At 69.1% G+C, this 19,413-nt stretch carries 20 protein-coding genes, 1 other RNA gene and 1 pseudogene; 6 read left to right on the forward strand and 16 right to left on the reverse strand.

What is annotated here, in order from left to right; translation table 11 throughout:
* Positions 1 to 511: 511 nt before the first annotated feature.
* The 3 genes from OHA30_RS08885 to OHA30_RS08895 all read left to right on the forward strand — a co-directional run bounded on the left by OHA30_RS08885 (position 512) and on the right by OHA30_RS08895 (position 3,424).
* Positions 512 to 1,003, forward strand: a complete 492-nt coding sequence (locus OHA30_RS08885; RefSeq protein ID WP_328913264.1) for a cation:proton antiporter regulatory subunit — start codon at positions 512 to 514, stop codon at positions 1,001 to 1,003.
* 6 nt (positions 1,004 to 1,009) lie between these two features.
* Positions 1,010 to 2,233, forward strand: a complete 1,224-nt coding sequence (locus OHA30_RS08890; protein ID WP_328913265.1) for a cation:proton antiporter — start codon at positions 1,010 to 1,012, stop codon at positions 2,231 to 2,233.
* A gap of 126 nt (positions 2,234 to 2,359) precedes the next feature.
* Positions 2,360 to 3,424, forward strand: coding sequence for a PucR family transcriptional regulator (locus OHA30_RS08895; protein WP_328913266.1), 1,065 nt, complete (start codon positions 2,360 to 2,362; stop codon positions 3,422 to 3,424).
* Positions 3,425 to 3,464: 40 nt separating this feature from the next.
* Here the strand turns inward: OHA30_RS08895 and OHA30_RS08900 are convergent, their stop codons facing one another.
* The 15 genes and pseudogenes from OHA30_RS08900 to OHA30_RS08965 all read right to left on the reverse strand — a co-directional run bounded on the left by OHA30_RS08900 (position 3,465) and on the right by OHA30_RS08965 (position 15,612).
* The gene (locus OHA30_RS08900) at positions 3,465 to 4,715 is read right to left on the reverse strand and encodes a sensor histidine kinase (RefSeq protein ID WP_328913267.1); all 1,251 of its coding nucleotides are present in this window, start codon (positions 4,713 to 4,715) and stop codon (positions 3,465 to 3,467) included.
* Entirely contained in the window at positions 4,712 to 5,377 is a 666-nt protein-coding gene (locus OHA30_RS08905) for a response regulator transcription factor (RefSeq protein WP_328913268.1), read from the reverse strand. The genes OHA30_RS08900 and OHA30_RS08905 overlap by 4 nt, the downstream gene beginning before the upstream one ends.
* 117 nt (positions 5,378 to 5,494) lie before the next feature.
* The gene (locus OHA30_RS08910) at positions 5,495 to 6,688 is read right to left on the reverse strand and encodes an ABC transporter permease (protein WP_405785639.1); all 1,194 of its coding nucleotides are present in this window, start codon (positions 6,686 to 6,688) and stop codon (positions 5,495 to 5,497) included.
* Positions 6,685 to 7,479 (reverse strand): ABC transporter ATP-binding protein, encoded by a 795-nt coding sequence (locus tag OHA30_RS08915; RefSeq protein WP_328917790.1) that lies wholly within the window; start codon positions 7,477 to 7,479, stop codon positions 6,685 to 6,687. The genes OHA30_RS08910 and OHA30_RS08915 overlap by 4 nt, the downstream gene beginning before the upstream one ends.
* A 29-nt stretch (positions 7,480 to 7,508) precedes the next feature.
* The gene (locus OHA30_RS08920; RefSeq protein ID WP_328913270.1) at positions 7,509 to 8,633 is read right to left on the reverse strand and encodes a peptidoglycan-binding protein; all 1,125 of its coding nucleotides are present in this window, start codon (positions 8,631 to 8,633) and stop codon (positions 7,509 to 7,511) included.
* The gene (locus OHA30_RS08925; RefSeq protein WP_328913271.1) at positions 8,630 to 9,145 is read right to left on the reverse strand and encodes a hypothetical protein; all 516 of its coding nucleotides are present in this window, start codon (positions 9,143 to 9,145) and stop codon (positions 8,630 to 8,632) included. Before OHA30_RS08925 ends, OHA30_RS08920 begins: the two co-directional genes overlap by 4 nt.
* A 437-nt stretch (positions 9,146 to 9,582) precedes the next feature.
* Positions 9,583 to 10,068: a tyrosine-type recombinase/integrase gene (locus OHA30_RS08930; protein ID WP_328913272.1), complete on the reverse strand. Its 486-nt coding sequence runs from the start codon at positions 10,066 to 10,068 to the stop codon at positions 9,583 to 9,585.
* A 272-nt stretch (positions 10,069 to 10,340) separates the two neighbouring features.
* Entirely contained in the window at positions 10,341 to 11,489 is a 1,149-nt protein-coding gene (locus OHA30_RS08935; RefSeq protein ID WP_328913273.1) for a methyltransferase domain-containing protein, read from the reverse strand.
* Complete coding sequence (gene tgmB / locus OHA30_RS08940; RefSeq protein WP_328913274.1) at positions 11,486 to 12,448, reverse strand: ATP-grasp ribosomal peptide maturase; 963 nt, start codon at positions 12,446 to 12,448, stop codon at positions 11,486 to 11,488. Before tgmB ends, OHA30_RS08935 begins: the two co-directional genes overlap by 4 nt.
* 26 nt (positions 12,449 to 12,474) lie before the next feature.
* Positions 12,475 to 12,777 (reverse strand): putative ATP-grasp-modified RiPP, encoded by a 303-nt coding sequence (gene tgmA, locus OHA30_RS08945; protein ID WP_328913275.1) that lies wholly within the window; start codon positions 12,775 to 12,777, stop codon positions 12,475 to 12,477.
* A 168-nt stretch (positions 12,778 to 12,945) separates the two neighbouring features.
* Positions 12,946 to 13,455 carry an NUDIX hydrolase gene (locus tag OHA30_RS08950; RefSeq protein ID WP_328913276.1) on the reverse strand — a complete coding sequence of 170 codons (510 nt, stop codon included), beginning with the start codon at positions 13,453 to 13,455 and terminating at the stop codon, positions 12,946 to 12,948.
* Between the two features lie 39 nt (positions 13,456 to 13,494).
* A pseudogene (locus OHA30_RS33935) lies at positions 13,495 to 13,686 on the reverse strand (helix-turn-helix domain-containing protein); the annotation flags it as partial.
* Between the two features lie 95 nt (positions 13,687 to 13,781).
* Positions 13,782 to 13,952, reverse strand: a complete 171-nt coding sequence (locus tag OHA30_RS08955; protein ID WP_328913277.1) for a hypothetical protein — start codon at positions 13,950 to 13,952, stop codon at positions 13,782 to 13,784.
* 698 nt (positions 13,953 to 14,650) lie between these two features.
* The gene (locus tag OHA30_RS08960; RefSeq protein ID WP_328913278.1) at positions 14,651 to 15,055 is read right to left on the reverse strand and encodes a DUF6415 family natural product biosynthesis protein; all 405 of its coding nucleotides are present in this window, start codon (positions 15,053 to 15,055) and stop codon (positions 14,651 to 14,653) included.
* Positions 15,052 to 15,612: an ATP-binding protein gene (locus OHA30_RS08965; protein WP_328913279.1), complete on the reverse strand. Its 561-nt coding sequence runs from the start codon at positions 15,610 to 15,612 to the stop codon at positions 15,052 to 15,054. The genes OHA30_RS08960 and OHA30_RS08965 overlap by 4 nt, the downstream gene beginning before the upstream one ends.
* A gap of 208 nt (positions 15,613 to 15,820) precedes the next feature.
* Here OHA30_RS08965 and OHA30_RS08970 point away from each other — a divergent pair, with 208 nt between their 5' ends.
* Positions 15,821 to 17,065 (forward strand): XRE family transcriptional regulator, encoded by a 1,245-nt coding sequence (locus OHA30_RS08970; protein ID WP_328913280.1) that lies wholly within the window; start codon positions 15,821 to 15,823, stop codon positions 17,063 to 17,065.
* Positions 17,062 to 17,601 (forward strand): GNAT family N-acetyltransferase, encoded by a 540-nt coding sequence (locus tag OHA30_RS08975; protein WP_328913281.1) that lies wholly within the window; start codon positions 17,062 to 17,064, stop codon positions 17,599 to 17,601. The genes OHA30_RS08970 and OHA30_RS08975 overlap by 4 nt, the downstream gene beginning before the upstream one ends.
* A 445-nt stretch (positions 17,602 to 18,046) precedes the next feature.
* On the opposite strand, the gene rnpB is transcribed toward OHA30_RS08975, so the two are convergent.
* Positions 18,047 to 18,450, reverse strand: an RNA gene (rnpB, locus tag OHA30_RS08980) — RNase P RNA component class A.
* 145 nt (positions 18,451 to 18,595) lie between these two features.
* Between rnpB and yaaA the strand changes: the two genes are divergently transcribed.
* On the forward strand, positions 18,596 to 19,375 hold the full coding sequence (gene yaaA, locus OHA30_RS08985; protein ID WP_328913282.1) for a peroxide stress protein YaaA: 780 nt from the start codon (positions 18,596 to 18,598) through the stop codon (positions 19,373 to 19,375).
* Positions 19,376 to 19,413: the final 38 nt, after the last annotated feature.

The raw sequence follows: 19,413 nt of genomic DNA on the forward strand, positions 1-19,413 counted from the left end.
CATGCGGCGTTCACCTTGCGAAACCCAGGATTTCACGTCCGGTCGGTGCGCATTATGCCTCCAAAGGGAGCTTTGCGCCTATCATCATGTGGTAATCTGTTGACCAGCTCTTTACATTGCCTCGGGTCGGATCTGCCACCCGCAGCGCAAGGAACCGGTCGGCCACAGGGGAAGGGGGAACACGCCATGAACCAGGACGTCTTCCCCGTGAGCACCCCCGTCGCCGGGACGGTCATCCCCTGGGCGGCCACACCGTACGTTCCCCGGGCTTCGCGTGTGGACAACGCGGCCCGGGACTCCGTTCCCGATACGGACACCGCCGCCGCACAAAGCTGCTGACAGCGCCCTGCTCTCTTCGAAGAGCAGCGGCGTCGGCACCGCGGCGCGCCCCGCACCCCACCTCTCGGCACAGACCACTGCGGATACGCAGGGCCGCAGCCACAGCTGCTTGACTCTGGTGATGACGCCTGTCATCGGCGTCCCCGTACCCGCGTCCCGATGGAGCACTCTGATGGAGCACACCTCCCGCGCCCGCGCCCGCAAGACCCCCCTTCCCGGCATCGGCGCCCGCTATGACATGACCACCGAGTCCGGCCGGCATCTGTCGGTCGTCGTTCACCAGGACGGTCGGCGGTTCCTGGGATTCCACGACCCCGAGGACGACGACAGCTGCAAGGACGCGACCTCGCTGACCCCCCAGGAGGCCACCGAGCTGGGCGAGTTGCTGACACCCGACGCGGTGGCGCACCTCCAGCAGCACCTGGAGATCGACCTCGTCACCGAGCACATCGCGATCACCAAGCGGTCGCCGTACGTCGGGCGGACGCTCGGTGCGACGCAGGCACGCACCCGGACCGGCGCCTCCATCGTCGCGGTGCTCCGCCGGACCTCCGCCGAGCCCTCACCCACGCCCGACTTCCGCTTCGCCGTCGGCGACACACTCGTGGTCGTCGGCACACGCGAGGGCGTCGACGCCGTCGCCGAGCTGATCACCGGAGGATAGAAGGCCGTGCACAACACTTCCGACATGCTCATCGAACTCGGGGCGATCATCCTCGCCCTGGGTATCCTCGGCCGGCTCGCGGGACGGGTGGGCTTCTCCCCGATTCCGCTGTATCTCCTCGCGGGACTGGCCTTCGGCAAAGGCGGACTGATCCCGCTCCAGGCCAGCGAGGAATTCGTGGCCACCGGAGCGGAGATCGGCGTCGTGCTGCTCCTCCTCCTGCTCGGGCTGGAGTACACCGCCTCCGAACTCGTCACGAACCTCAAGACGCAGTACCCGATCGGTGCCGTCGACTTCGTGTTCAACGCCGTGCCGGGCGCCGTCGCCGCGCTCCTGCTGGGCTGGGGTCCGGTGGCCGCCATCGCCCTGGCCGGTGTCACCTGGATCTCCTCGTCAGGGGTGATCGCCAAGGTCCTCGGCGACCTCGGCCGCCTCGGCAACCGCGAGACACCCCTCATCCTCGGCGTCCTGGTCCTGGAAGACCTGTCGATGGCCGTCTACCTGCCGATCCTCAGCGCCCTGCTCGCGGGCGTGAGCCTGGCCGGCGGCACGCTCACCCTGCTGATCTCCCTGGGCACCGTCAGCGTCGTCCTCTACGTCGCCCTGCGCCACGGCCGGCTGATCAGCCGTGCGGTCTCCTCCGACAATCCCGAGATGCTGCTCCTGGTCGTCCTCGGTCTGACACTCCTCGTGGCCGGCGTCGCCCAGCAGCTCCAGGTCTCCGCGGCCGTCGGCGCCTTCCTGGTCGGTATCGCGCTCTCGGGCGAGGTCGCCGAAGGAGCCCGCAACCTCCTCACCCCGCTGCGCGACCTGTTCGCCGCGGTCTTCTTCGTCTTCTTCGGGCTGAGCACCATCCCGGCCGACATCCCGCCCGTACTGGTCCCCGCCCTGATCCTGGCCGCGGTCACCACCGCGACGAAGATCGCCACCGGCTGGTTTGCCGCGCGCCGCGCCGGCATCAGATCCGCGGGCCGCTGGCGGGCGGGCGGCACGCTGGTCGCCCGCGGCGAATTCTCCATCGTCATCGCCGGCCTCACCGTCGCCGTCGAGCCCCGTATCGCCCCACTGGCCACCGCCTACGTACTGATCCTCGTTATCGTCGGCCCGCTCGCCGCCCGGTGGACCGAGCCGATCGTCCGCAGACTCTCCCGGCGCACCGGCGGCCCCACCCCCGAACCCCCGGCGGCCCCCGCGCCCGAACCGGTCGACGCCGCCTCCGCCCACCCCTGAGCGCAGGGCGCGCGGACGCCGGGGCCGCCGGCGGCCGCCGTGTCCGCGCGCGGGCGACCCCGCGCACGCTGAGACTCCCCGCCGAGACCGAGGGCCTCGGCCTGTTCACAGATCCCGGAGGCAGCAATGGTTGCGACGGAAATACCGCAGGAATTCCTCGACGGCTACGCCCGGATCCTGGCCGGGGCATCCAGCACCGGCCGCCGTCTCACTCGTGAGGAACTGCTGTCCCAGCGGGCGCTGGGAGCCAAGGCAGCCGTCGCGGGATACGGATGGCGTGCCCTCGTCCGCGGGCATCTCACGGCGGGAGGGGCCGGCTTCCCGGCCGCGGCGGCCCCGGACACCGTGCTGGCCGCCGCCGCGCAGGCATTCGACGCCTTTGCCGAGGGGTACGAGCGCGAGCAGCGGCTCGTCGTCCGCCGGGAGGAGGCCGCCCGGCGCGCGTTCGTCGAGGATCTCCTCCACGGTCCGGGCGACCTGGGAACCCTCGCCGAACGGGCCGAGCGGTTCGGACTGCGCGTGTCCAGGTCCTACGCGGTCGCGGTGGCGGAGGGACCGGGGCCCTACGAGGCCGCGGATCCCCGGTCCAGGGCGGTGGAGAGCGAGCTGTTCGCCCGTTTCGAGAGCCGCCGGCTCCTGCTCACGACCCACCGGGGCCGCCTGGTGTGCATCGCCCCGGGAGACCAGGACGACGTCCTGACCTATTTCGCCCGGCGCGCGCACGACACGGCCGACAGCGGCCGAGTCTTCATCAGCCGCCCCAGGCCGGGGCTCGGCGGCATCGCCCACGGCTACGAGGAGGCCCTCAGCGCCCTGGACATCGCCCAGCGCACGGGAATGGCCGAACCGCTGCTCCGCGCGTCCGACATGCTGGTCTACACCGTCGTCCTGCGCGACCGGCAGGCGCTCGTGGACCTGGTGCACGCCACCCTCGGCCGGCTGGTCCAGGCCCGCGGGGGCCCGGGGCCGTACATCGACACTCTCGCCGCGTATTTCGGTACGGGGTGTGTGGCGGCGGAGACCGCGCGCCGCCTGTCGCTGAGTGTGCGGGCACTGACGTACCGGCTGGAACGCATCCACCGCCTCACCGGGTTCAATCCCGTCGACCCGCGGCACCGGTACACGCTTCAGACAGCGACCCTCGGCGCGCGCCTGCTCGACTGGCCGGACCCCGGGGCCGCCGACCGCTGAACGCCGCGGCGGCCCCACCGACGTCGACGGCCGGTCCCTGTCACCGGTGGCCGGCGTCGGCCGCCGGGGAGTGCGGCTCCGCGTCGACCCGATGGTGCGGGCCGGGCAGGCGTACGGTCACTTCCAGCCCGTTGGGTCGCAGCGGCGTTGCCGTGAGTGTGCCGTCGTGGGCGCGCACGATCGACTGGACGATGGCGAGTCCCAGGCCGTGCCCGCCCGGACGGGCCGTCCGGCTCTCCTTGCGGGTGTCGAGGCGATGGAACGGTTCGAAGGCGCGATCGACCTCGTCCTGACCGAGTTCCGGCCCGGTGTTGCGTACCCGGATACTCGCCTCGCCGCTGTCCGTCTCCGCCACGCCGACTGTCACCGTGCCGCCGCGGTGGTTGTGCCTGATGGCGTTGTCCACGAGATTGCGCATGAGCTGCCTCAGCAGGACCGAGTCACCCCACACCGTGGACCGGCCCCGGGGCTCCGCGACGGTGACCCCGGCCTGCTCGGCCTGCGGCCGTGACTGCACCCACAGCTCGTGTGCCAGGGAGCCGAGGTCGGCCTCCTCGTGCGCGATCGCGCCGTGATCGGCCCGCGCCAGCGTCAGCAACGCCTCGGTGATCTCGGTGGAGCGCTGGTTGAGCGCGAGCAACTGAGGCCCGGCGATCCGCAGTTGCTCCGGGTCGGGCACGGCGAGAGTGACCTGCAAGATGGTCCGCATGCTCGCCAGCGGGGTGCGCAATTCATGCGAGGCGTTGGCCGCGAAGCGGCGCTGGGCCTGGAACGCCTGCTCCAGACGGCGCAGCATCGCGTTGAACGTCTCCGCGAGCTCTCTGATCTCGTCCCGCGGCCCGTCGAGGGGAATGCGCTCGTGCAACGTGGAGTCGGCGATGCCCTGCGCGGTGGAGGTGATCTTCTGGAGGGGAGCCAGCATCCGGCCGGCCACGACCCAGCCGACGAGCAGGACGATCACCATGAGGACGAGCAGCGCCACGGCGCTGAAGAGGACAAGCGCCTGGAGGAAGTCGGCCTTGGAACTCACCTCGAACGCCAGCAGTCCCGGACTGGTGGGCTTGGCGAACGCTCCCGCACCGGAGGCATGGCTGTCGGCCCCGCAGAGGGCGGCCCCGCACTTCGTCACGGAGATCGTGCTGGTCAGCGTCGGGGAGTAGCTCGGGCCGTACATCATGAACAGGTACAGCAACCCGATCATGGCCGCGGCCGACGCCGCGAACAGCCCGCCGTAGGTGAGGGTGAGCCGCGTGCGGATCGTCAGCCGCGCGTGGGTGGCGGCGGCCCTCACGAGAGCCGCCGCAGGTAGTAGCCGGCGCCGGGTCTGGTGTGGAGGAGCGCGGGATCACCGAGCTTGCGGCGCAGGGTGGAGACGGTGACGCGGACGGCCTGGGTGAACGGGTCCGCGTGCTGGTCCCACGCCTTTTCCAGCAGCGTCTCGGCACTGACCACACCGCCCTGCGCGGCCATCAGGACGTGGAGCACGGCGAACTCCTTCCGGGTCAGGCGCAGATACCGGCCGTCGCGGTAGGTCTCACGGCGGAACGGGTCCAGTCGCAGGCCCGCCCACTCCAGTACCGGCGGGGGCGGCGTCCCCGACCTGCGGTGCAGCGCGTGCAGCCGCGCGACCAGCTCGGGAAAGTCGAACGGCTTGGGGAGGTAGTCGTCCGCGCCCAGCCGCAGCCCGTCGACGCGGTCGTCGAGCGAGGCGGCCGCGGTGAGCATCAGGACGCGTACGGTGCTGTGCTCGGCGGTGATGACACGGCACACCTCGTCACCGTGGATGCCGGGCAGGTCGCGGTCCAGGACCACCACGTCGTAGTCGTGCCACTGGAGCTGCTCAAGGGCGGTCTCCCCGTCGGGCGCGTGGTCGACGGCCATGGCCTCCCGGCGCAGACCGGTCACCAGGGCCTGGGCCATGAACTGCTCGTCCTCGACAATCAGCACGCGCACGCGCTCTCCTTCCATCGGCTTTCGCCCCGCGTGCCCCCACGTACGCGGAAGGTGCCGGACGGCGGGCGCGGGTCCTGTGACATCCGGTGCCCGCCGGGAAGCGACAGGCGCGTCGGACTACGGCGCGGACAGCGCCGCGGTGGGCGGTGTGCGAGCGGCCCGCAGGGCCGGATACAGCCCGGAGACCGCGCCGATCAGCGCTGTCGCCGCAAGGCCGCCGGTCAGCGCCATGAGCGGAATCGCGGTGGGCCAACCCTGGCTGACAGCGTAACCCGAGGTCACCGCGGCACCGAGCGCCGTTCCGCCCAGCCCTCCCATCGTGGCGAGGAGGAGCGCCTCCACGAGGAACTGCCAGGAGATGTGCCGCCGAGCCGCGCCCAGGGCACGGCGCAACCCGATCTCCCCTCGGCGCTCCATGACGGCGATGACCATGGTGTTGGCGACGCCGATGCCTCCGACGAGGAGGGCCACCGCGCCGAGTCCGACCAGCAGGCCGTTGAACGAGGCGTCGGCGGCCCGCCGGGCCCGGAGCGCGTCGGACGGCCGGCTCACGGTGACGTACTGGGGGTTCTCCGGGTTGACCGCACGCGGTAGCAACCCGCGTACCGACTCGACGAGGTTGTCGGCGGAACGTTCGTAGACGGTCGTCGGATGGCCGTCGAAGCCCAGGAGCCGCTGGGCTGCCTTGTCGTTGACGAGGACGGAGATGTCGAGATCCGGGACGAGCGGCACCGGGTCGAGGATGCCGAGGACGGTGAAGTACCGGTCGCCGATCCAGACCTGTTCACCGGGGCCCGCGACCCCCAACCGGTACGCCGCCCGGTCGCCCAGGACGGTCGTGGGATAGCGGTCCGGTGCGCGGTCCAGCCAGCCTCCGCGGGCTACGTGCGCCTTCAGCGTTCGCAGCAGACGGGTGTCGGTGGCCACCACCGACAGGCCGTTCGTCTCGGCGGGATCCACGTGGGCGTTCCGATAGGCGTTGGCGTCCTTCAGGACTGCCGTGCCGCTGACCGAGTCGACACCGTCGGCGCGGGCGATGGTGTCCACCGCGGCCACGGGCAGGGGCACTTCCTCCTGGGTGTCGGGGTTCGTGCCCGGTGCCACGGTCAGCAGATTGGTGCCGAGCTTGTTCAGCTCGGCCTGGAGCTGGGCTTTGCTGGAGGAGGAGATCCCGATGACGGCGATCATCGCGGCGATACCGATGGCGATGCCGGTGGCGGACAGGACGGCACGCAGCGGTCGCGTGCTCAATCCGTTCGCACCCAGTCGCAGGAGATCCGCGCCCCGCAGACGTGAGCGTGCGGCGTTCATCCGATTCCGCCCGGTTCTCCGTCGGGTCGGGGTTCGCTGTCGGGTCGCGGTCCGCCGTCGGGTCGTGGTCCTCCGTCGGGTCGTGGTCCGGGGACGACGACGCCGGAGTCGTCGACGAGCTGCCCGTCCCGCATGACCAGCCGGCGGGGCAGGCTCGCCGCCAACGCCGTGTCGTGGGTGATGACCACCACCGTCGTGCCCGAGCTGTGCAGTTCGCGGAGCAACTCCACGACCAGCGCGCCGGAACGGGTGTCCAGGGCCCCGGTGGGCTCGTCCGCCAGCAGGATCGCCGGACCGCCCACGACGGCACGCGCGATGGCGACGCGTTGCCGCTCGCCTCCCGAGAGCTCATGGGGCCGGTGACCCACCCGGTGACCGAGGCCGACCCGGTGCAGCGCGGCCTCGGCCCGCTCCCGTCGTCTGCTCCGGGGCAGGCCCGTGTAGAGCAGGCCATCGGCGACGTTGTCCACGGCCCGGGTCCCTTCGGCGAGGTGGAACTGCTGGAAGACGAAACCGATGCGGTGGGCGCGCAGCGCGGACAGGGCGCGGTCGTCGAGCCGGTCCACCTGGTGCCCGTCCACGACGAGGCGGCCCCCGCTGGGGCGGTCCAGGGTGCCGATCAGGTTCAGCAGTGTGGATTTGCCGGACCCGGACGGCCCGACGACGGCGATCAGCTCACCGGGAGCGATGGCCGTTGTCACCTTTCTCAGGGCATGCACCTGGTGCGGTCCTGAACCGTAGGAACGGCTGACGTCCGTCAGGGCGACAACGGGTACCGCCTTGCCGGACAGGACCGATGTGGCTTCGGGAGCAAGGGGTGTCACAGCTTCGGCACCCCCACACGCAGGCCCTCGGTGACGCCCGGACCACTGATCTCGACCCTGCCGCCCGCGAACGCGCCGGTGCGCACCTTCACCCTGCGCACCTTCCCGTCCTGCACGACCTGGAGCGCGTAGCCGCCGCCGGACACGGGCAGGAGCGAGGTCACGGGCACGGACAGCACGTTCCTGGCCTCCAGGCGCTTCAGCACGACGAGAACGCCCGCGTTCCGCAGCTTCGCCAGGGCCTCCTGTGAGTCGGGGTCCACGTTCGCCGGGACGACCGTCTTGTTGTACTTGTTCTGCTTCTCGGCGCCCACGGAGGAGATGCGCCCGCCGGTCTGCCGGCCGTCGGGCAGCTCGATCCGGACCTTTGCGCCCTTGACGGCCAGGTCCTCGTCCCCGGCCGGTACCTCCACGGCGATCCGCTGCCGGGAACCGCTGGCGTGCAGCACCGTCAGGCCGGGAACCGCTGGGTCGCCCGGCTGCGCGCCGGCCGAAGTGATCCGCAGTGAGCCCGGTGTGAACACCACGCGCCCCAGCTCGATCCGTCCGCTCTGCGGCAGCCCGTTGTCCTTCTGCCACCGTTTCACCGCGGCCTGCGTCAGCGCGGTGAACTCGTCGTCCACGGTGAAGCCCGTGTATCCGAGCGCCACCAGGTTCTCCTCCAGCATGCGGACGTCCGGGCCGTCCTCCATGCCCGGCTCGAACTCCCGCCAGGCGGGCAGCGAACCGCGCAGCAGGAAGACGGGCATGTTGTTGACCGAGTACAGGCGCCCGCCCGGGCCTACGACGCTGTTCGCCGACGGCAGCCGGGTGATGATGCCGGTGAGCTGGTTCCTGACCTCACGGCTACCGGAGAACTCGACCTTGCCCGCCGCCCGGATCTCCGAGACCAGATCGCCTCGGGTGATCTTCTCCGTGGCGGGGGGTAGCGGTCCCTGCGGCGCCGGGCGCGCGGGCTGATCCGTCCGCGCGTGGAGCACCACGGCGAGCGGTGCCATGACCACGGCGGCCGCCGCCAGCACGACGAGTACCCGCCGCCGGTGGCGGGTCCGGGGCGGCTTTCCGGTCGGCCCGTCCTCCACCGGCGTCACGTCGGCGGCGGTGTGCCGGGTGTCCGTCACTGCCCGTTCCCCTGCTGGAAGTACCGGTCGAGTTCGTCAGTGATCGTCTTGCAGGCCTTCTTCGCCTGCTGGTAGGCGGGGTCGCCTGCGTCCAGGGACACGGATCCGTTCTCCTCCTGCGGCTTGGGCGGGCTCCAGCCGTTGTCGCGCATGCACTTCTGCAATTCGAGGCTGAGCGCTTGCACCTTGGGGTCCTGGTACAGGCCGCCGCCGTCGTCGACGCGGCCCGCGTCCGATCCGGGGGCCTGTCCGCACACCTTCGCCGCCTTGACCAGGAGGTCCTGAGCGACGCCTTCCGGGATCTTCGGGACATCACCCGGCTTCGGATCCGCGACCTCGACACCCTGCTCACGCATGCACGCCGCGTACTTCACCCCCGTCGCCGCATCCGCCGAGCCGCTGTCGCCCGCCGACTCGCCCTTGCTCCCGCCGCACGCCGCCGCGCCGGTTGCCAGGAGAAGAGCGACCGCCGCTGTGGCCAGGCCGCGACGCCAGTGCGCGGATCGATTCATGAATACCTCCGAGAGCAAGCCGGCCCGCCTGTGTGGACAGGCGGGGGGAATGGGCCCGCCGCTCTCACGCCGGTAACGAGGCGAGAGTGTGCGCGGCGACGAGCGCCATTCCAGCGCATCGGTCATTGCACGCCGGTGAGGAAATTCCCTTACCTTTTCGCAAGGTCGGGCGCCGGGGCGGACTCTGCCCGAGGGGGGCGCCCAGGGGCGTTTCGCAGCCTGGGACAGCAACCCGCTGACAGACCTCAAAGGGCCTCCGACGCAGGTCGGAGGCCCTTTTGTGAGCGAAACGGCAGGGAGCGGCAGACGAGTCGGGCTGTACGCCGGGTTCTCTTCCGCTACTGAGCCAGTACGGCTTTGACCTGCTATTTGTGTGACTTCCGGGCCCGGTCCACATCCCTGGGACTTCTCAGGGACTTCCGGCGGGCTCCGGCCCGTCACCCCCGGTCGAGGCCCGAGAACCACGACTCGATGGCGGACAGTCCCCGCGCGCCGGCTTGCGGCATGAAGTGCGCGTAGGTCCGGAGCGTGAACGCCAGGTCGGAGTGGCCCAGCCAGTTCGCCAGCGACACGATGGACTCACCCGCTTCGAGCATCACCGAGGCGTACGTGTGGCGCAGAACGTGGAAGCCGTGCTCCCTGCTCGGCTCCCACACCCGCGAAGGCATCGCCCCCGGTTCCTGCTTCGGCAAGGGCGGGATCACTCCGGCGCCGGCGAGTGCCGGCTTCCATGTCTTGGTGTTCCATGTGGTGCGGTTGATCGCACCATGACGCGTCGTGCAGACGAGCAGTCGAACGGTGACCTTACGCCGGGCGTCCCGGGCGAGGTCGGGTTCTTCCGGGTCCAGCCACGGCAGCGTGACCTCCACTGGCTCGAATCGCTGCTGGTGGGTGACCAGTCGGCTCTCCAGCGCCGGTGCCACCGGTACGTCCCGCTCCTTTCCACCCTTCGGTGGGCCGAAGTACAACTGTGACTTGAGCATCAGGACTTGACGCTCGATGTGTACATAGCCGTCACGGAAATCATCGGGACTGACACCGAACGCCTCCCTTTCGTCGGCGGTGGGGCATGACGAGTCTGGTTCCCGGGGCAGAGGCGGGTAAGGCGCTGTCGGCGCGAGGCTCTACGCGGCGGCCCGGTCGACACCGGAGGGAGACGGCTGGGCCGCCGCTGTCAGCGTATTGATTCATTCCTTCACGGATGTGTGAGCGGCTTGGCGGGCGCCAGCCTCCAGGAGGGGCCGGTGGGGGCGTCGAGCCAGAGGGTGTGGGCTCCGGTGGTGTCGATGGTCAGGCCGTAGCGGTCGAGGCCGGGCCTTCCGTGCGTCACCCAGTCGGTGAGCAGGGACTCGCGCTCGGCCCAGAGGTCGCGGGGCCCGTCGTGGACGAGCTGGGCGGCCCGGGGATCGGTCTGGATGATGCGGGCCCACGATCCGGACTTCGGGTCGTAGAGGCATCGCAGGTGCTGCTCCGCGTCGTCGGTGAGGGTGATCTGCGTGACGGCCGGCTGGGCGAGCGAGACGAGGAACGCGGGGCCGTCGGCGTCGAGGTTCGTGGGGAGGGAAATGGTCCGGGTGTTGCCGGTGGCGGTGGCGAGCATGGCGAAGTGCTGCCTGGCGGTGTCTCGAACCGTGTCCGCGGTGTCGCGGGCGCTCATGAATGCGGTCAGGTCCGGAAGGAAGTGCCCGTGGGCGCTGTGGTCGGTGCTGACGGTCAGGCGTGCGATGCCGAAGCCGACGGCGGCGACGATGACCCCGCCGGGGCGGACCTGCTCGCGCCACGCGTCGGGGAGACGGTCCACACCGCAGGTGACCAGCAGCCGGTCGTACGGGGCGCGTTCGGGGTGTCCGGCCATGCCGTCGGCCGCGATGAGGGTCGGGGTGTAGCCCTCGGCCTGGAGGCGGTTCCGTGCCGCGTTCACGAGGGTGGGGTCCACGTCGACGGAGACGACGTGTTCGCTGCCGAGCCGGTGGGAGAGCAGGGCCGTGTTGTAGCCCGTGCCGGTGCCCACCTCCAGGATGCTGTCCCCGTCCTGGGCGCCGCTGGCTTCCAGCATCCGCGCCATGACGGTGGGCGCGGTGGAGGAACTGGTGGCGGTGTCGGTCACGTCGAACTGCGTGATGAGGGAGACGTCCTGGTAGGCGGCGGCCATCCAGGAGGAGTCGTCCCGGCTGTAGTGGAACGTGCTGCCCCGGGCCCGCATGGTGAACTCGGGCACGAACGCGTGCCGGGGGACGGCGGCGAACGCTTCCTGCCAGGCCGGGGAGTGCAGGGCTCCTTCGGCTACGAGGCGTTCGGTCATGAGGCGGCGCAGTTCGTCGGCGGCCGGTACTGCGGTGGTCATGCGGTGGTTCCCTCCAGGAGGTCTGCCAGGGCGTGGGTGATGGGGGTGCGCAGTTCGGGGATGAAGGCCCATTGGCCGTTCGGGTTGAGGTCGATCAGGAACCAGGTGCCGTCATCGTCAACGAGGAAGTCGATGGCCGCGTAACGAAGGCCGAACGCTTCCAGCAGTCTCCGGACCCCCGAGGCGACGGCGGTCGGTACGTCGCACGGCTCGTAGACGTGGCTGTCGTAGTCAGTACGGATGTCGACGGGCGCCTGCTCGGAGGTGGTGCGAATCCGCGCCGCGAACATCCGGTCCGCGACGACGGTCAGCCGGACTTCGTACGCCTTGGTGATCCACTCCTGGAACTGGTGAGTGGTCAGGGCGACCGAGTCGTCCAAGTCGCCGGAACAGACCTGGGTTGTCCACAACGCTGTCGGTTTCCCGTCGCTGTCGCTGGGGCCGACTGAGCCAAGGGCTTTGTACGCGGCGACGTGTCCGGGCAGTGCCTCGATGAAGGCTCGGGCCTCCTGTGCGTCGTTGGTGATCAGCGTCCGGGGAACGGCCAGACCGCACCGGACCGCCATGGAAAGTGCGACCGGTTTGACGCCGGCCAACGCGTTCCGCTGCGGGTGGTTCACCCACAGGCAGTCCAAGGAGGTGAGCAGTCCGCCGAGGCCGGCTCGGGCCTCGGCGGACGCCCACTGCGCGTCCTGTTCCGACATGCCGGAGTGCGGCCGGAACGGCGACGGACGCCGGTAGTACACGGAGGTGACCTGACGAAGAACGAGGTCCCGGTGCCGGCCGCGTATGGTTCCCTCCCATTCGCTGTGCGGCGAACTGATGCGCGCGGTGACCGTCGCGTTCTCGGGGAATTCCGCGGGGTCCATTCGGACAACGGGGACTTCCCGGTCGTTGAGTTCCGAGATCACGAGGTCAGCGGTTGCGTCGGTCGGGCGGGTCAGCACCAGGACCGTCATCGGTCAATCCTCCTGTTGTGCCGCTGTCAGTCCGTGTCGTTCTCGGTGTCCGTGGCGAGCTGGCTGTCCTCGCGCGTCTGCGACTGCGTGGTGAACGCGGTCTTCATGGACGGGGCGTGGACGAACGGCTCCCCGTCCGGGGTGACGTTGATCTGACGCTCCGGGCAGAGCGAAAGGGCCGGCAGCCCCTCCAGCTCCGGCACTACCGGGACGGCCCTGGAAAGACCGAAGGGCCGCACCGGCGACACCGCCGGGGCGCCAACCGTCCGACCGACCGCGATCGGGAACGCCTGCGGCACCAGGGTGCCGCGTTCCAAGAGTTGCGCCATCGTGCTCTCCTTTTCATCGCTGAATTTGCTTCTTGCGACCCACCACGACCACGTAAGAGGCGCGTGGCCACGGTGGGAACTCGTTGTGCCCGCGCGAGTGCCGGTGGTGCCCGCCTCCGCGAGATCTCTGCGGGCATGCCCGCAGGGCGCGTTCGCGGAGGCGGGAGTTCAGGCAGCCGCGGGCGAGGCCGTGGAGGGGAGGACGGGCCTTCCCTTCACGAGGTAGCGGGCGGCATCCGCGTGCGCGAGGACGCGAAGAGCGGCCTGGGCGCGGTGTGCCTGGGTGGTGTAGCGGCTCAGGTCGTGGGGATCGGCCCATGTCGTACTGATGACTTCGGGCCTGTCTCCGGGCCTGTCCGTGTTCGGCAGGACGATTTTCGTGTCGCCGGGGATGATCCCTCCGTCGTAGACGAGGCTGATCCCCTCGGCGGCGGTGTCGGTCGCCGGTACGTAGTCCACGAGGAGCAGCCCGGCGAGCGGGAGGTCGAGGCCGGTTTCCTCATGGATTTCACGTTGGCAGGCGATGTGCGGGTCCTCGTTGGCGTGGACTCCGCCGCCCGGCAGGTGCCAGTAGTCACGTGAGTTGGTGTTGACCAGGAGGACGCCTCCGCGGGTGTTGCGGATGACGGCCTGGGCGACAATCCGCCGGCGCGGCGGTTCCGTCCAGTCGATGTCCATGTGCTTCTTCTCCCTGAAGTCCTCGGAGCGTCTGTCCCCGCCCTTGCCTCGGAACTTCGTTCCCGCCGCGCGCAGTGCCTTGTGGGTCGCGGCGTAAGACCGCCCCGTTTCGTGTGCGAGGTCCCGGATCGAGTCCCCGCCGTAATACCGGGACTGCATCGCCTTCCCGAGGGCCAAGATCTGCTCGGGCGTCAGTTGGGCGTGGGGCCTGTACCTGGGTAACGCAGGCATTGGTGCCTCTCAGCGGGGAGCCGGGGCCGGCCCGCCCGGGGGAACCGGGTAGGGAGCCGGGGCAGGGGCGGGTGGTACGTCCCTCTTGGCAGGCACTACTCGTCCTTGTCCTTCGGCCCGTACAGGCGCTCGGGGGTGTGGTTGCGGATGTACTTCTCCCCGATGGACTCCTGCGACCGTGCCCCCGTCGGCGGGTTGACGCTCTTCCTCAAGTCCCGCTTGACCGCAGCCTTCGCCGCCGCGATGGTCGGCTTCGCCTTACCCATCTACCTTCCCCTTCTCCTGATGCACTTCGTTCTGTTGGTTGCCGGCGCCCTGTAGCGCTGCGTTCCCTCGCCCGGACTCGAACCGGGGTCTCTTCGGTGCTGTGCGATTGCTGCCGGATGCCGGCACCGTGCGGGCTCTGCCTGATGAGCTACGAGGGACCGAATTTGCGAGAAGCGGATGGGTCGAACACAGTGCCTCTCAGCGGGGGTTCGGTAAGTTCCCATGTGTGGCCCCCGGGATGTTCTGCGAACTCAGCGCAAGACTGCATCCCGTCTCTACTTTTCTCAAGGCAGTCGGGGAGCACCGCAAGGGAGAACGCCATATCCCCTGAATCCCAGACAGCCCATACACCACTGACTTCTGGGCCCTCCAAATCCAGCACGAGAGCGTGATGTATCGGAATCGAATGCTTTTCCAGCGTGCAGCGGAGATCCCGTTCCACGTCCTCGGGCCTGTATCCCGGCGCGAGGTCGAGCACCCGGCCGACGAACCGCTGCGGCATGCCGGCCGTACTGCCGCAGACATGCCGTACGGGGGTCGAGATTTCCGCCTTCGTCATCTCTTTTGTCTTTCTCGCAACGTTCGCTGCTCAGCTGGTGAGGTTGGTGCCGCTCCGGCCACACGAGGCCCACGCCCGTAGCACGGGGGGTGGAAGCGCGACGGGCACGCATTGGGGCCTGGTGACCGGAGCGGAGTCTTAGGGGCCGCCGGTTCGCACGTAGCCCATGAAGTGCTCCATCAAGTCTTGGAGCGTGATTGCCAGACGACGCAGGTATCCCAGAGCTGAGACGTATTCTCCCAAGGGCTGCTCGGAGACCAAGCCGTGTGCTTGAGAAACCAGCCCGTGACTCAACCCCGGGTGTATCTGAGCGGCCAGCGCGAAAAATCTCAGGAAAGTCTCACGCAGTCGTCCAATCAGAGACCAGACCTCATCATCAGCGAGATCGGAATACTCTCCGAGTACCGCTTCGAGGTCATCAAGAACAGCGGCCATAAGCGGTGTTTCCGCTGCCGAGGGCTCCGTGTCCTCCGAGCGGCGCAACCCCTGGAGGACGCGGACCAAGGTCTCGTTGTCGTTTCGTGTCAGCGTCTCCAAGCTCATGCGCTCGCCCTGCTCCACTTGCTGGGCCGAGCACTTCGATCTAACGCCCTGGGGTGCGCGGTATCGGGCCGGCCATCGACGGGCTCACAGGCCGGCTGCACCGGACTCATGTGACGCACCGGCAACCGAAGCCGGGACCAGACGAGCTTTCCGCGGTTGTCGGCCGTGAGTTGAAATCCCCAGGCACCTTCGCTGAGCCCGGCTACGAGTCGCAGACCACGACCGTTCTCGGCGTCGTCGGACAGCGGGCGCAGGATGGGAGGGCTCCTGTCTTCGTCGTAGACCGCGATGTAGAGACTGCTGGATGCGATCCACATGGTCAGAGAGCACGAACGAACCTTCGGCTGTCCCTGCACAGGGTCAAAAGGCTCGGCCGCACCGCCCGCATGTCGGACGGCGTTGGTCACCAACTCGGCTACGACGGTCAGCGCGTCGAACGCCGCCTCCACGGGGATGCCCCAGCGGCGAAGGGTGTCCTCCGCGTGCCCTCGGGCATACCGAACAGCGGAAGGCTCGCACGCCAGATCCAGCCTGCTTTGGAGGAAGCTGGGAGCCATGGTGGTCACACCTCTCGCCGATTCACGGACCGGTGCCGCACCCCTGCCGGTGCCCCGGAGTTGGTAGCGGCTGTAGACCAGTGAACGGACCGTCACGGAGCGGAAACAGGAAGGGATGAGAAGTCCCTGGCCGTCCCACCCGGAAAACTTTGCGATCTCATTACCAGGGCCCTGGCGCGAGTCGTATCGATGCAGTTACGTTCTGTTCATGGGAGTGAACGTCACCCTGATGAGCCGTATGGCTGAACTGCGGCTGACTCAAGAGGAGTTTGCAGCCCGAATGAACGACGCCCTGGCCAAGATCACAGGCCGGCCCGGGGACGTCTCCGACCGCACCGTCCGCAACCTGCTGAGCGGAAGCACGAAGCGCCCCATTGGGCGTACGTGCGCCGCTCTGGAGATGGTTTTCGGCTGCCCTGTTGAAGACTTAGGGTTCAAGCCACCACGCTCCGCAGCACCGCAGGAGGACCCTGTGCGGCGTCGCACATTCATGGCATCGGCAGCGGGTTCGGCAACCGCAGTCGTTGTCCCCGCCCTCACCGCACCCAAGCAGGTCGGCGCAAGCGATGTCGCTCGCTTGCAAGCGAAGCTCACCACGATCATCGATCAAGATCACAAGTACGGCGGCCTCATCAGTATTGAGACCCTCGCCTCCGCCCTGGCCGGGGAATCCCTGTCACTTCTGCAACGAGGCGCTACCAGCCAGAGGGTTCGCAACAGTCTCTACGCCTCCGCGGCGAGCTTTACCTCCAGCGCCTTGTGGGCCGCGATCGACGGCCGCCGGTTCAACGAAGCTCAGCGCTATCTTGATCGCGCGTCCACCTTGGCAGCGATGTCCGGCGACCCGACAATCCAGTTCCGGATCTGGTCCCACGCAGGGAGTCTTTACCGCCACCTCGGACGCCCCATAGACGCTCTCGCCGCGAATGACGTGGCCCGCAACTTGTCCGTAGCCCGCCGAGACCCTTTATTTGCCTCCTTGGGTCACGCAAGACACGCCGCGATTCTCGGACTCACACGAGATGCGGTGGCCGTGGAACGCGCCATCGGCCAAGCACGAGCCGCCTACAGCCGGGCCAATCTGGACGATGAACGGCCGGCCTGGATCAGGGCGTTCTTCGACCAGGCCGAGATTGAAAGCCTTGCCCTCACCGCTCATCTGGCGCTGGGCAACTACGAACGCGCCGAGGCCCACGCTCACCGCGGCATGGCGCAACTTCGCCCTCAGATGCTGCGAAGTCGGGCTATCGCCACCGCTCGCCTCGCTCACGCCCAACTCGGCCAGGGCGACCTTGAGCACGCGGTTTCCACGGCCATCAGTACGAAGAGTTCACATCCGCGAGTGACCCGAATGCTGGAAGAGTTCGGCAGCAAGCTGCGCGCCATGGCTCCCCACAGCGAAGAAGAGAAGATATGGGATGAATACACCAACCCTGAAGGGGATTCCTTGTGACCTCAGTAGATATCGACCTCCGCCACTTCCGTGAGATCGAGCCTGTTTGGGACACCTTGATCCAGGTCTACGCAGAGGTGCGAGCCGATCGCCTTCACGATCCGCACTACTCGGTCGAACGATACGGAGAACGTCTGGCCCGGCACGCGTCCGAGCCGGGTTGGGAAGCCGTCGTCGGCTACGACGGGGAAGACGCCGTTGGATACGCGTACGCCAACACCATCAATCAGGGTGACCGCTACTGGAAGCGAGTCACCAGCCCAGTTCCGGACTCGCTCACGGAAATCCCCACGGTGGCCCTCAAGGAGATCATGGTTCGCGTGCCGTGGCGCAAGACGGGAGCCTCCCGCAGGATTCACGATGACCTCTTGGCTCAGCGCTCCGAGACCCAGGTGACTCTCATGGTCAATCCCTTGGCGGGCGAAGGAAAAGTCCACGCCCTCTACAAAGCGTGGGGCTATGCCGACATCGGAACAAGCCAGCCTTCGCCGGATTCTCCGGTTCTGATGGCCATGGTGTCCACAATCCCCAGATAGCAGTGGGCAGTTCTGGACTCGCACTCGTTCCTTGACCGGCCGAGCAGCGACCAGGTTGACGATCCATCCGACCGTGACCCGCCCGTACGACCTCTTCTCCTGGTCCGATTGAGACGGAGACTGCCAGGGCGGCCCGGTCAGCTGCCCGCTGCAAGATAGTCCCGGCCCGGGGCCCGGTCAGCCACCACACCCGTCTCATCTCGACCAGGGCTGCAACTGCTGCGGGGGCGAGGGTGGTGCGTGTGTTCTCCCGCCACCTCCGCGAACCGCCTGGTCCGCTGCCCTCCGCACCTACCCGCCCCAGGGACTTTTCAGGGACTTTCAGCTCTGCCCGAGGGGGCGCCCAGGGACTTTCCGCCGCCTAAGACAGCAACCCGCTGAAAGACCTCAAAGGGCCTCCGACGCAGGTCGGAGGCCCTTTCGCGGGCGAAGCCGCAGGTGGGGGCAGACGAGTCGGGCTGTACGCCGGGTTCTGTCGCCGGGCGGCCTCGCGGCCGGCCGGGAGACGGCCATCCATCTAGGGCTGCCGTTGCCGACAGCCTCGTGCGGTCTACCCGCGGACTCGGGCGGGCAGCCCTCGAACGTCCGCGCGGGGCCGTATCGCTACGGCCCCTCTTGACCTTGCTCCAGGTGGGGTTTACCTAGCTGCCCAGGTCACCCTGGGCACTGGTGGTCTCTTACACCACCGTTTCACCCTTACCGGGCGCCTTACGGCCCCCGGCGGTCTGTTTTCTGTGGCACTTTCCCGCGGGTCACCCCGGGTGGGCGTTACCCACCACCCTGCCCTGTGGAGCCCGGACGTTCCTCGGCGGGACCCGAGAGTCCCGACGCGGCCGTCCGCCCGGCTCGTCTGCCGTACCTGCCATCGTAGTCGCTCGTACGGACCCCGTGACGCACCCCCGCCGCGGACCGCGGGCGCCCCCGCCCGACCCGTAGGCTGCTGTGGGTCACCGGACCGTTCCCGGACCGACCGCCCGCCCGAGAAGGAGTCGCCGTGCTCGTCCTGCTGCCGCCGTCCGAGGGGAAGGCCACCGCCGTACGCGGGCGCCCGGTCGCGCTCGACGCGCTGTCGCTGCCCGGGCTGAACGACGCGCGGGCGGCCGTACTCGACGAGTTGACGCAGCTGTGCCAGGGCGACGAGGACAAGGCCGCCCAAGTACTCGGCCTCAGCCCCGGGCTGCGCGGCGAGATCGCCAAGAACGCGGCCCTGCTCGCCGCCCCGGCCATCCCGGCGGAGGAGCTGTACACCGGCGTGCTCTACGACGCCCTCGGCCTCTCGACCCTCGACGCGACCGCCCGGCGCCGCGCCCGGCGCTCGCTGCTGGTCTTCTCCGGGCTGTGGGGGGCGGTACGGCTCGGCGACCGCATCCCGTCGTACCGCTGCGCGATGGGCGTACGGCTGCCGGGGACGGGCGGGCTCGCGGCGTACTGGCGGCCGCACATGGACGCGGTGCTCCCGGCCGAGGCCGGCGACGGACTGGTGCTCGACCTGCGCTCGTCGGCGTACGCGGGGGCGTGGAAGCCGCGCGGCGAGGCGGCCCGGCGGACGGCGACCGTACGGGTGCTTCAGGTCACGGTCGTGGCCGGGGTCGAGAAGCGGAGCGTGGTGAGCCACTTCAACAAGGCGACGAAGGGGCGGCTGGTACGGGCGCTGCTCACGTCCGGCGCGGACCCGGGGACGCCGGCCGACCTGGCGGACGCGCTGCGCGACCTCGGCTTCACGGTCGAGCAGGACGGTTCCCGGCTGGACGTGCTGGTGTCCGAGGTCCACTGACCACCAAGGGAGCGTTGCATCATACGCAACGCCCGTTG

It is taken from the genome of Streptomyces sp. NBC_00223 (assembly GCF_036199905.1).
GTDB lineage: Bacteria > Actinomycetota > Actinomycetes > Streptomycetales > Streptomycetaceae > Actinacidiphila.